Source organism: Burkholderia vietnamiensis LMG 10929 (assembly GCF_000959445.1).
GTDB lineage: Bacteria > Pseudomonadota > Gammaproteobacteria > Burkholderiales > Burkholderiaceae > Burkholderia > Burkholderia vietnamiensis.
The window spans coordinates 2,765,795-2,777,986 of record NZ_CP009631.1 but is presented as its reverse complement, the minus strand read 5'-3'; the positions used below and the strand labels follow the sequence as shown (position 1 = coordinate 2,777,986).

Here is a 12,192-nt window from a genome sequence, read left to right as displayed (position 1 = left end):
ACTCGGCCCGGCGGCGCGCAACGCGCCGTCTTCCGCCCCCGGAGATGAGGAGACAGAGTGATCATGAAGACCAAGCTGATGGCCGCCGCGGCCGCCGCGATCCTGGCGATGCCGCTCGCGCATGCCGAGAAGATCGGCGTGACGATGGCATCGTTCGACGACACGTTCCTGACGATCCTGCGCAACAGTATCAGCGACGCGGCGAAGAAGGACGGCGCGACGGTGCAGATCGAGGACGGCGGCAACGACGTCGGCAAGCAGTTGAGTCAGGTGCAGAACATGATCGCGCAGAAGGTCGACGCGATCATCGTGAACGCGGTCGACACCGACGCGACGCCGAAGATCACCAAGATGGTGACGGCCGCGAAGATCCCGCTCGTCTACGTGAACCGCAAGCCGGTCGACTTCGACAAGCTGCCGGCCGGCGTCGCGGTGGTCGCGTCCGACGAGAAGCAGTCGGGCACGCTGCAGGCGCGCCAGGTGTGCAAGCTGCTCGGCGGCAAGGGCGACATCCTGGTGCTGATGGGCGAGCTGTCCAACGAGTCGGCGCGCGCGCGCACCAAGGACATCGAGGACGTGATCGCGACGAAGGAATGCGCCGGCATGAAGATCGTCGACAAGCGCGAAGGCAAGTGGAGCCGCACGCAGGGCCAGGACATCACGATGAACTGGCTGAGCTCCGGCGCGAAGTTCGATGCGATCGTGTCGAACAACGACGAGATGGCGATCGGCGCGATCAACGCGCTGAAGGCCGCGCGCAAGCTGACGCCGAAGACGGTCGTCGCGGGCATCGACGCGACGCCCGACGGGCTCGCCGCGATGAAGAGCGGCGACTTGAAGGTGTCGGTGTACCAGAACGCGGCCGGGCAGGGCGCGCAGGCGGTGGCCGCCGCGCTCAAGCTCGCGAAGAAGCAGCCGGTCGAGCGCTTCGTGAACGTGCCGTTCGAGCTGGTCACCCCCGACAACATGAGCCAGTACGCGAAGCACTGACCGGTTTTTCCGCTGAATTGCGCGTGCCCGGCCGGTCCGGGCGCGCGTGCGACTTGCGAGGAACGTCCATGTTTACTGCCAGGATGGCGCGCTCGATGGCCAGCGAAAGCGCGCCGGCCGCGTCGTCGCCCGCATCGGCCGGGCCCGTTGCGGCCGCGTCCGACTGCCTGCTCGAAGTGCGCGGCGTCGGCAAGTCCTTTCCCGGCGTCGTCGCGCTCGACGGCGTGCAGTTCCGCGTGCGGCGCGGCACCGTGCATGCGCTGATGGGCGAGAACGGCGCGGGCAAGTCGACGCTGATGAAGATCATCGCCGGCGTCTACACGCCCGACCGCGGCGAGATCCTGATCGACGGCGAGCCGGTCGTGCTGAACGGCCCGCTCGACGCGCTCGAGCGCGGCATCGCGATGATCCATCAGGAACTGAACCTGATGCCGTACATGACGGTCGCGGAGAACATCTGGATCCGCCGTGAACCGAAGAACCGCTTCGGCCTGATCGATCACGCGGAGCTGCGCCGCCGCACGGCCGCGCTGTTCGAGCGGCTGTCGATCGACATCGACCCGGAAGCCGACGTGCGCACGCTGAGCGTCGCGAGCCGCCAGATGGTGGAGATCGCGAAGGCCGTATCGTTCGACTCGGACGTGCTGATCATGGACGAGCCGACCTCCGCGCTGACCGACAAGGAGGTCACACACCTGTTCCGGATCATTCGGCAGCTGCGCGAGCAGGGCAAGGGCATCGTCTACATCACGCACAAGATGAACGAGCTGTTCGAGATCGCCGACGAGTTCTCGGTGTTCCGCGACGGCCGCTACATCGGCACGCACGCGTCGAGCGACGTCACGCGCGACGACATCATCAGGATGATGGTCGGCCGCGAGATCACGCAGATGTTTCCGAAGGAGACGGTGCCGATCGGCGGCGTCGTGCTCGCGGTGAAGAACCTCGGCGTCGACGGCGTGTTCCGCGACGTCAGCTTCGAGCTGCGCGCGGGCGAGATTCTCGGCGTCGCGGGGCTCGTCGGCTCGGGCCGCTCGAACGTCGCCGAGGCGCTGTTCGGCGTCGTGCCGGCGACCTCCGGCGAAATCCTGATCGACGGCAAGCCGGCGCGCATCGCGACGCCCGCGCAGGCGATGAAGCACGGCATGGCGTTCCTCACCGAGGATCGCAAGGACAGCGGCTGCTTCCTCAATCTCGACCTGCTCGCGAACATGGAGGCGGCGGTGCTCAGCAACCGCTACGTGAAATTCAATTTCGTGCAGCAGGCGCAACTGCGGCGCGACTGCGAGGAAATGAGCCGGATGCTGCGCGTGAAGGCGCCGGGGCTGCACGAGGAGATCCAGAACCTGTCGGGCGGCAACCAGCAGAAGGTGCTGATCGGCCGCTGGCTGTTGACGCAGCCGCGCATCCTGATCCTCGACGAGCCGACGCGCGGCATCGACGTCGGCGCGAAGGCCGAGATTCACCGGCTCGTCAGCGCGCTCGCCGCGAAGGGCGTCGCGGTGCTGATGATCTCGTCGGAAATGCCGGAGGTGCTCGGCATGAGCGATCGCGTGATGGTGATGCACGAAGGCCGGATGACCGGCATCGTCGAACGCAAGGACGCCGACCAGGTCCGCATCATGGACCTCGCGTCGCGCTGACCTGCAACCAAGCATGGAGACAAACAGATGGGCAACCTGAATCCGGTCGCGGACGCGCAGTCCATGACGATCAAGACGCGGCACGCGAAGTGGCCGCCCGAGCTGAGCATCTTCCTGGTGCTGGTGGGCATCAGCCTGTTCTTCGAGGTGATCGGCTGGCTCGTCGTCGGCCAGAGCTTCCTGTTCAACGCCGAGCGGCTCGAGATCATCGTGCTGCAGATGGCCGTGATCGGCATCATCGCGGTCGGCGTGAACCTCGTGATCATCACGAGCGGGATCGACCTGTCGTCGGGCTCGGTGGTCGCCGCGGCGGCCGTCGTGTCGGCGAGCCTCGCGCAGGTGTCGGACTTTCCGCGCGCCGTGTTCCCGCACCTCACCGACCTGCCGATCATCTGGCCGGTGCTCGCCGGCGTGTGCGTGGGGCTGCTGGTCGGCCTGCTGAACGGCTCGCTGATCGCGCTGACCGGCATCCCGCCGTTCATCGCGACGCTCGGCACGATGGTCGCCGCGCGCGGCTTCGCGAAGTGGTTCACCAACGGGATGCCGGTGTCGATGCTGACCGACCAGTTCGCGGCGATCGGCGCGGGCGCGAACCCGGTGATCATCTTCGTCGTGGTGGCCGCGATCTTCCACGTCGTGCTGCGCTACACGCGCTTCGGCAAGTACACGTATGCGATCGGCGCGAACCGCCACGCGGCCGTCGTGTCGGGCATCAACGTGACGCGCCATCTGGTGTTCGTCTATGCGATCGCGGGGCTGCTGAGCGGCATCGCCGGCACGGTGACGGCCGCGCGGGCGATCTCCGGGCAGTCGGGCATGGGCGTGATGTACGAGCTGGACGCGATCGCGGCCGTCGTGATCGGCGGCACGTCGCTGTCGGGCGGCCTCGGCCGCGTGACGGGCACCGTGATCGGCGTGCTGATCCTCGGCGTGATGACGTCGGGCTTCACGTTCATCCGCATCGACGCGTACTACCAGGAGATGGTGAAGGGCGCGATCATCGTCGCGGCCGTGATCGCCGACCAGTATCGCAACAAGAAGTCGCGCCGCTGAACGGTGGCATGCGAGGCCGCATGCGTGCGCCGCGCTGCGCAACGGCTTCGGCGCGGCGCGCAGATCGACGATCGAACCGGCGCGGCACGGGCCGCGCCGTTGAACAACGATAGACCGGAGATAACAGGATGACCTTGCAAATCGGCGTGATCGGCTGCGGCGCGATCGGCCAGGACCATATTCGCCGGCTCACGCGCACGCTGTCCGGCGCGCGCGTGGTGGCCGTCAACGACATCGACCCGCAACAGGCGCGCGACGCCGTGACGAAGTACGGGCTCGACGCGGAGATCTACGGCGACGGTCACGACGTCGTCGCGGCCGCGGACGTGCAGGCGGTGCTCGTCACGTCGTGGGGGCCGACGCACGAGGCGTTCGTGCTCGACGCGATCGCGCACGGCAAGCCGGTGTTCTGCGAGAAGCCGCTCGCGGTGACGGCCGACGGCTGCATGCGCATCGTCGAAGCCGAAGTCGCGCACGGCAAGCGGCTCGTGCAGGTCGGCTTCATGCGGCCTTACGACGAAGGCTATCGCGCGCTCAAGCGCGTGATCGACAGCGGCGAGATCGGCGCGCCGCTGATGCTGCATTGCGCGCATCGCAACCAGTCGGTCGGCGAGCGCTATACCACCGACATGGCGATCACCGACACGCTGATCCACGAACTCGACGTGCTGCGCTGGCTGCTCGGCGAGGACTACGCGAGCGCGCAGGTCGTCTACCCGAAGAAGACGCGTCACGCGAGCGCGCATCTCGCCGATCCGCAGATCGTGCTGCTCGAAACCGTGAGCGGCGTGCGCATCGACGTCGAGATCTTCGTGAACTGCCAGTACGGCTACGACATCCAGTGCGAGGTGGTCGGCGAAAACGGCATCGCGAAGCTGCCCGATCCGCCGGCCGTCGGGCTCAAGCATGCGGCGCGGCAGTCGGTCGAGATCATGACCGACTGGAAGGAGCGCTTCATCGCGTCATACGACGTCGAGCTGCAGGCGTTCATCGACGGCGTGCGCGCAGGCGCGCTCACGGGGCCGTCCGCGTGGGACGGCTACGCGGCCGCGGTCGCGGCCGATGCGTGCGTGCGCGCGCAACGCAGCGCGGCGGTCGAGCCGATCGCGATGGCCGAGCGGCCGGCGTTTTATCGCGGCTGAGCGGTGGGGCGGCGCGGGCGTGACGGAGTGAGCGGCGTGCTGCCGCTGCGTCGATGTCGATGCAGACGTTGACGCGAGCGACTCGCGCCCGCAGTGTCGCGCCCGGCTCACCGCGCTTCAGCACAAGAACACGAACAGGAACACGACAATCATGATCGACGGACAGCTTGTGCTCGGCCATTCGATTCGCTGGGGCATGGTCGGCGGCGGGCTCGGCAGCCAGATCGGCTATAGCCATCGGTCGGCGGCGCTGCGCGACGGCAGCTTTCAACTGGTTGCGGGCGCATTCGATCTCGACGCGGCGCGCGGCCGGCAGTTCGGCGTGAAGCTCGGCGTCGACGCCGAGCGCTGCTATCCGGACTACCGGACGATGTTCGACGCGGAAGCGCAGCGCGCCGACGGCATCCGCGCGGTGTCGATCGCGACGCCGAACAACACGCACTTCGAGATCTGCCGGGCCGCACTGAACGCGGGGCTGCACGTGGTCTGCGAGAAGCCGCTGTGCTTCACGACCGACGAGGCGCAGGCGCTGCAGCGGCTGTCGGTCGAGCGCAACCGGATCGTCGGCGTCGCGTACGGCTATGCCGGCTACCAGATGATCGAGCAGGCGCGCGAGATGATTGCGCGCGGCGATCTCGGCGAGATCCGCATCGTGCAGATGCAGTTCGCGCACGGCTTTCACAGCGACGGCGTCGAAGCGGCGAGCGCGGCCGCGCGCTGGCGCGTCGACCCGAAGTTCGCCGGGCCGAGCTATGTGCTCGGCGACATCGGCACGCATCCGCTGTACCTGTCCGAAGTGATGGCGCCTGAGCTGAAGATTCGCCGACTGATGTGTTCGCGGCAGAGCTTCGTGAAGAGCCGCGCGCCGCTCGAGGACAACGCGTTCACACTCATGGAGTACGACACCGGCGCGATCGGCTACGTGTGGTCGAGCGCGGTGAACGCGGGCTCGATGCACGGGCAGAAGGTGCGCGTGATCGGCTCGAAGGCGAGCGTCGAATGGTGGGACGAGCATCCGAACCAGTTGCGCCATGAAATCCAGGGGCAGCCGGCGCAGCTGCTCGATCGTGCAATGGGCTATCTGCATCCGCACGCGTTACGCGAAGACCGCATCGGCGCCGGGCACCCGGAAGGGCTGTTCGACGCGTGGTCGAACCTGTATGCGCGTTTCGCGCTCGCGATGGACGCGACCGATCGCGGCGATGCGCAGGCATTGCGGCAGATTCGTTTTCCGGACGTCCATGCGGGCGTCGAAGGCGTGCGGTGGGTCGAGAACTGCGTGCGCTCCGCCGACGCGGGCGGCGTGTGGGTCGACTATCGTTGAGCGGGGGCTTGTGCTGTCCGTGCAGGCGGCAGGTCGGTAAACGCCCCGATCTTTACGCGCCCGCGCTGGCGTTGGACAATCGTTTCGAACGACGCCGCCGGTCGCAGGCAGCAGACGATCGAGCGCGTGGGAGCGGGCGTGCGGCGCGGCCCGTGCCGCAAACGTGATTAAATTCGCCCTTCATGCAGGTATTCAGTGAAGCCCCGGGCCGCGTGCGCAAGCCGCGCGCATCGGGGCCGTCAACTTCGCGCCATCCGATGACTTCATCCGAGAAACCTCCCGCCACCGTCGAGCAGTTCATGCAGCATCTGACGCAGGAATACGACGGCCTCAGCAATCGCCTGAAGGCGATCGCGCGTCATGTGGAAACGCATCGGGACCAGCTTGGGCTCGAAGGCATCCAGTCGCTTGCGCAGGCGTGCGGCGTGCAGCCGTCGGCCGTCGTGCGCTTCGCGAAGCACTTCGGCTTCTCCGGCTTCTCCGAGATGCAGCGGCTGTTTCGCGAGGGGCTCGCGCAGCAGATCGCGCCGGGCCGCGCGTACAACCTGCGCGTGCGCGACGTGATCGAATCGGGCTCGTCGAGCCTGCAGCCCGAGCAGATCGCCGACGAGTTCATCAAGGGCAGCATTGCCGGGATGCAGCAGCTGCGGCAGACGCTCGATCCGCAGGCGCTCGCGCAGGCCGTCGAGCTGCTCGCCGACACGCAGGCGATCTGGATCGCCGGCTCGCGCCGCGCGTTTCCGATCGCCGTCTATCTCGACTACGCGCTGCAGCACACCGACAAGCGCATCGGGCTGTTCAGCGCGCTCGGCAGCATGCATCTCGGCCAGATCCGCTCGGTGCGCGAAGGCGACGTGATGATCGTGATCTCGTTCATGCCGTATGCGGAGGAGACGGTGCAAGTCGCCCAGGAGGCCGTCCAGCGCGGCGCGCGCGTGATCGCGATCACCGACAGCCGGATGAGCCCGCTCGCGCGCGACGCCGAGGTCACGCTGATGGTGCAGGACAGCGCGACGTTCGGCTTTCGCGCGCTGACCGCGACGATGGGCCTCGCCCAGAGCCTGTTCGTCGCGCTCGCGTACCGGCTCGAGCTGTCGTACCGGCCGACCGCCGACGGCGCGCACGGCACGAAGGCCGGTTGAGTCCGACTGCCGGTGCGCCGCGCGCCGTCCGCCGGACGCAGCGGCGCAGGGCGCACCGGCCGGCTTACTTCGCGGTCGGCATCGCGAATTCGGCGCCCTTGCCGATGCTCGACGCCCAGCGCTGCATCACCGACTTCTGGCGCGTATAGAAGCGCACGCCTTCTTCGCCATAAGCATGCATGTCGCCGAACAGGCTCTTCTTCCAGCCGCCGAAGCCGTGCCACGCCATCGGCACTGGAATCGGCACGTTGATGCCGACCATGCCGACCTGGATGCGCCGCGCGAATTCGCGCGCGATGCCGCCGTCGCTCGTGAAGCATGCGACGCCGTTGCCGAATTCGTGCGCGTTGATCAGGTCGACCGCCGCGCCGAAGTCCTTCACGCGCACGCAGCCGAGCACCGGCCCGAAGATCTCTTCCTTGTAGATGCGCATGTCGGGCGTCACGTGATCGAACAGCGTGCCGCCGGTGAAGAAGCCTTGCTCGCGGCCCGGCACGCGCAGCCCGCGGCCGTCGACCACCAGTTGCGCGCCTTCGCTGACGCCTTGCTCGATGTAGCCTTCGATGCGCTTGAGCGCTTCGCCGGTGACGATCGGGCCCATCTCGACTTCGGGCGACATGCCGTCGCCGATCACGAGCTTGCGCGCCCGCTCCGCGACGGCCGGCACGATCCGGTCGGCCACGTCGCCGACCAGCACCGCGATGCTGATCGCCATGCAGCGTTCGCCGGCCGAGCCGTAGGCGGCGCCGATCAGCGCGTCGACGGCCTGCTCGAGGTTCGCATCGGGCATCACGACGAGATGGTTCTTCGCGCCGCCGAGCGCCTGCACGCGCTTGCCCGACTGCACCGCGCGCTGCTGCACGTAGGCCGCGATCGGCGTCGAGCCGACGAAGCTGACGGCCTGCACGTCCGGATGATCGAGCAGCGCGTCGACCGCGCCCTTGTCGCCCTGCACGACGTTGAACACGCCGGCGGGCAGGCCGGCCTGGGTGAGCAGGTCGGCCATGAACAGCGCGGCCGACGGATCGCGTTCGCTCGGCTTCAGCACGAACGTGTTGCCCGTCGCGAGCGCGACCGGGAACATCCAGCACGGCACCATGCACGGGAAGTTGAACGGCGTGATGCCGGCGACCACGCCGAGCGGCTGGCGCATCGTCCAGTTGTCGATGCCGGTGCTGACCTGGTCGGTGAAGTCGCCCTTGAGCAACTGCGGCACGCCGCAGGCGAATTCGATGATGTCGATGCCGCGCGCGACTTCGCCCTGCGCATCGGAGAACACCTTGCCGTGCTCGGCCGTGATGATTGCCGCGAGCGTGTCGCGGTGCTCGTTCATCAGCTGCAGGAAGCGATGCAGCACGCGCGCGCGGCGGATCGGCGGCGTCGCGGCCCACTCCGGGAACGCGGCGTGGGCCGACGCGACGGCGCGCTGCACTTCGTCGCCGTCGGCGAGCGCGACGCGGCGCACCGCGCGGCCGAGCGCCGGGTTGAGGACGTCCTGGAAGCGGCCGCTGCGGCCGGCGACGGGCGCGCCGTCGAGGTAGTGGCCGACGTCGGCGTCGGACGTGTAGGCGGGAACCGGGTTCATCGTGTCTCCTGGGGGATGGGGGTACGACGGCTAGTCTAGGCAAAGCGGCGGGGCGGGAGAAGGCCGCGAAACTTGATTCACTGTTCAGAATTCTGAATAATCGGTGGATGAATCAGCAAAATGTTCAGGCGCTCTGGCCGCATATCCATTCGTTGACGGTGCTGGCCGCGGCCGGCAGTTTCACGGCCGCCGCGCAGCGGCTCGGCATCAGCAAGGCCGCGATGAGCCAGCGCATCGCCGATCTCGAGAAGGCGGCCGGCGTGCCGCTCGTGCGGCGCACGACGCGCAGCGTGCGGCTCACCGACGCCGGGCAGACGCTGGTCGACAGCACGCGCGACGCGTTCGAATCGATCGGCCAGCACTTCGCGCGCGTGAAGGACTTGGCGGGCGAGCCGCGCGGCCTGCTGCGCGTGACCGCGCCGGTCGCGCTTGGGCGTCAGCAGGTCGTGCCGCACCTGCCCGATTTTCTGCGGCAACATCCGGGCGTGCAGATCGAGCTCGACCTGTCCGACCGGCTGCATTCGCTGACGCAGGAGGGCTTCGACCTCGCGATCCGCCACACCACGACCGCGCCGCAGACGCACGTGGCGTGGAAGCTGTGCGACACGCGCTCGCTGCTGGTCGCGAGCCGCGACTACCTCGATGCGCGCGGCGCGCCGCGCCATCCGTCCGAACTGGTCGATCACAGCTGCCTGTGCTACCTGCGCGACAACGAGCCGGCCGCGTGGAGCTTCGAGCCGCACGGCCGGCGTCGGCAGCGCGTGAGCGTGCCGGTGCGCGGCAGTTTCGCGGCGAACAACAGCGAGGCGATGCGCGAGGCGGCGCTCGGCGGCCTCGGCATCGCGCTGCTGCCGGATTTCAGCGCGCAGCGCGACCTCGACGCCGGCCGGCTCGTCGCGCTGCTCGACGGCTGGCGGCCGTCGGGCGCGTTCGGCGACCACATCTTCGCGATCCGGCCGTACAGCGCGGTCGTGCCGAGCGCGGTGCGCGCGCTGGTGCGGCACCTGCGCGAGCGGCTCGCGGGCGGATTCGGCGGCGCTTGAGGGGCGATCGGGTCGGGCCGTCGCCGGGCAGCCGGTGAGCATTCGGCGGCATACCGACGACCAACCGACGACCAACCGACGACCAACCGACGACCAACCGACGACCAACCGACGACCAGCCGACGACCAGCCGACGACCAGCCGACGACCAGCCGACGACCAGCCGACCACCAGCCAACCACCAGCCAACCACCAGCCAACCACCAGCCAACCACCAGCCAACGGCCAACCGACGTGCATTCGACGGCCAATCGACCACCGACCGACAAGACCCTCGACAGCCACCCGCCAAACCCCCATCACCCCCACACCGCGCGAGCGCCCATTGCCGCCCCCCGCAGGCGCCCACACGCGCGCTGCGGTAAAATCGCCGCTTCCTCCCGCGCCCGTGTGGCGCGTCATTCGAAGGTCGACAGCCGATGCAGATTCACAAGGAAGTGGACGCGCGCGGGCTCAACTGCCCGTTGCCGATCCTGCGCGCGAAGAAAGCGCTCGCCGATATGGAAAGCGGGCAGATCCTCAAGGTGCTCGCCACCGACCCGGGCTCGCAGCGCGATTTCGCCGCGTTTGCGAAGCAGACCGGCAACGAGATCGTCGAAGTGACGACGCAGGACAAGACTTTCGTGTTCCTGATGCGCCGCCGTTGACGGCCGCACATCACGCGCCTCTCACGGCATCCGGGGCGGGCGATGCGCCCGCATCTCGCCGTCTCTGACAATTCTTAAACCTCGTCCCGCGGCCGTCTGCGTATACTGGCGCGGCCGGTCGTCCGTCTCGGACCGATGCACCGGCCGCGGTACGTCATACGAGGCAGGCACGGGGGCCATGCCCGACGCGACCGTCGTACCAACGGGGAAAGGACATGTCCTTCAGACCAGGGGCCATTCGCAGTCCATCCGGTTCGGAACGCAGCGCGCCGGAGTCGAGCCGGATCGAGCTCGACCCGCGCCGGGATCGCCACGCGCGTGCCGCGCTGGAGGCGTATGCCGATTCGGCCGCAGCCGAGATGCCATGGCTTGCCGAATCGCTCGACCAACAACTACGCGACGCCGCACGCGGCGATCACACGGGCGCAACGTATTGCGGCGCGACGATCGAACGCGTGTTCGAGCTCGCGCACGCGTGGGCAGCGGGGCAGCCCGACTATGCATCGACGGCTTGGGAGCGCGTGCGCGCGCAGCTGCAACGGATGCTGCAGGAGCCGGCGCCGGGCGCGCCAGCCGCGCCGGCCGCCCACATGGCGGGCGCCGATTAGCCGGTTCACCGACTGATTGCGCGAGCGGGCGCGCAGAACGATTATTCGAATAATGGGCCGTGGGCCGCGCAATTTCCCGGCAGATTTCGTACTACTATGACGAAATCGCCGATTGGTCCGCGCCCCATTTTCGAGATGGCGGGCAAGGCGACGCGTCTCGCGCGTTGCGCGGGCGGTCAACGGCGGTTCGCCGGCCGGAGTCCGAAGTCGCGTGTGCTACGCGGCGGGCTGAACGTGCAGAGCCGGGCTGGACGAACCGATTTGGATTTGCGGGGTGTTATGAGAATTGCTGTACTGGATGACGATCCGGCCCAGACGGATTTTGTCAGTCAAACGCTGACGGCCGCCGGCCACACGTGCTACGCGTTCAAGGAAGGCAAGGCTCTGAAGAAGCGTCTGCAGCGAGAGACGTTCGATCTGCTCGTGCTCGACTGGAACGTGCCGGACATGTCGGGTGAGGAAGTGCTCAAGTGGGTGCGCGAGAATCAGACCGAGCACACGCTGCCGATCATCTTCATGACGAGCCGCGACGACGAAGCCGGCATCACGCAAATTCTCAACGCGGGCGCCGACGATTACGTGGTCAAGCCCGTGTCGGGCCCGATCCTGCGCGCGCGCATCGGCTCGCTGCTGCGCCGCGCGTATCCGGTCAATGCCGAGGCGGCCATACGCGAATTCGACCAGTTCCGCTTCGACGTGAACCTGAAGCAGGCCTACGCGGGCGACAAGCCCGTGAGCCTCACGCAGAAGGAGTTCGAGCTGGCGCTGCTGCTGTTCCAGCACCTCGACCGGCCGCTGTCGCGCGCGCACATTCTCGATCTCGTCTGGAAGCAGGCGACCGACATTCCGTCGCGTACGATGGACACCCACATCTCGATGCTGCGCACGAAGCTCGGCCTGCGGCCGGAAAACGGCTACCGGCTCGCGCCGATTTACGGCTACGGCTACCGGCTCGAACGCGTCGGTCACGGAGAACCGGAGTGATCGCACGCATCCCGCAGCGCCCCGCGAGCGG

Annotated in this window: 11 protein-coding genes; 10 read left to right on the top strand and 1 reads right to left on the bottom strand. The window is 68.0% G+C overall.

What is annotated here, in order from left to right:
• Positions 1–63 precede the first annotated feature (63 nt).
• From AK36_RS22505 to AK36_RS22480, 6 genes are all read left to right on the top strand, one after another.
• Entirely contained in the window at positions 64–990 is a 927-nt protein-coding gene (locus tag AK36_RS22505; RefSeq protein WP_045579226.1) for a sugar ABC transporter substrate-binding protein, read from the top strand.
• Positions 991–1,058: 68 nt separating this feature from the next.
• Positions 1,059–2,633, top strand: coding sequence for a sugar ABC transporter ATP-binding protein (locus AK36_RS22500; RefSeq protein WP_045579225.1), 1,575 nt, complete (start codon positions 1,059–1,061; stop codon positions 2,631–2,633).
• A gap of 27 nt (positions 2,634–2,660) precedes the next feature.
• Positions 2,661–3,686: an ABC transporter permease gene (locus tag AK36_RS22495; RefSeq protein ID WP_014722872.1), complete on the top strand. Its 1,026-nt coding sequence runs from the start codon at positions 2,661–2,663 to the stop codon at positions 3,684–3,686.
• 128 nt (positions 3,687–3,814) lie between these two features.
• Positions 3,815–4,828 (top strand): bifunctional inositol 2-dehydrogenase/D-chiro-inositol 1-dehydrogenase, encoded by a 1,014-nt coding sequence (gene iolG, locus AK36_RS22490; protein WP_045579224.1) that lies wholly within the window; start codon positions 3,815–3,817, stop codon positions 4,826–4,828.
• Between the two features lie 151 nt (positions 4,829–4,979).
• Positions 4,980–6,152 (top strand): Gfo/Idh/MocA family protein, encoded by a 1,173-nt coding sequence (locus tag AK36_RS22485; protein WP_045579223.1) that lies wholly within the window; start codon positions 4,980–4,982, stop codon positions 6,150–6,152.
• A gap of 257 nt (positions 6,153–6,409) precedes the next feature.
• The gene (locus AK36_RS22480; protein WP_014722874.1) at positions 6,410–7,294 is read left to right on the top strand and encodes a MurR/RpiR family transcriptional regulator; all 885 of its coding nucleotides are present in this window, start codon (positions 6,410–6,412) and stop codon (positions 7,292–7,294) included.
• A gap of 64 nt (positions 7,295–7,358) precedes the next feature.
• Here AK36_RS22480 and AK36_RS22475 read toward each other — a convergent pair whose 3' ends face one another.
• A complete protein-coding gene (locus tag AK36_RS22475; protein ID WP_011884470.1) occupies positions 7,359–8,879 on the bottom strand; it encodes a CoA-acylating methylmalonate-semialdehyde dehydrogenase in 1,521 nt (506 codons plus the stop codon).
• A 107-nt stretch (positions 8,880–8,986) separates the two neighbouring features.
• On the opposite strand from AK36_RS22475, the gene AK36_RS22470 reads away from it, so the two are divergent.
• From AK36_RS22470 to AK36_RS22455, 4 genes are all read left to right on the top strand, one after another.
• Positions 8,987–9,922 (top strand): LysR family transcriptional regulator, encoded by a 936-nt coding sequence (locus AK36_RS22470; RefSeq protein ID WP_045579222.1) that lies wholly within the window; start codon positions 8,987–8,989, stop codon positions 9,920–9,922.
• A gap of 419 nt (positions 9,923–10,341) precedes the next feature.
• Positions 10,342–10,569 carry a sulfurtransferase TusA family protein gene (locus tag AK36_RS22465; RefSeq protein WP_006753156.1) on the top strand — a complete coding sequence of 76 codons (228 nt, stop codon included), beginning with the start codon at positions 10,342–10,344 and terminating at the stop codon, positions 10,567–10,569.
• 215 nt (positions 10,570–10,784) lie between these two features.
• Positions 10,785–11,177 (top strand): hypothetical protein, encoded by a 393-nt coding sequence (locus AK36_RS22460; RefSeq protein WP_045579221.1) that lies wholly within the window; start codon positions 10,785–10,787, stop codon positions 11,175–11,177.
• A gap of 279 nt (positions 11,178–11,456) precedes the next feature.
• Positions 11,457–12,161, top strand: coding sequence for a response regulator transcription factor (locus AK36_RS22455; protein WP_011884479.1), 705 nt, complete (start codon positions 11,457–11,459; stop codon positions 12,159–12,161).
• The last annotated feature ends 31 nt before the right edge of the window (positions 12,162–12,192 follow it).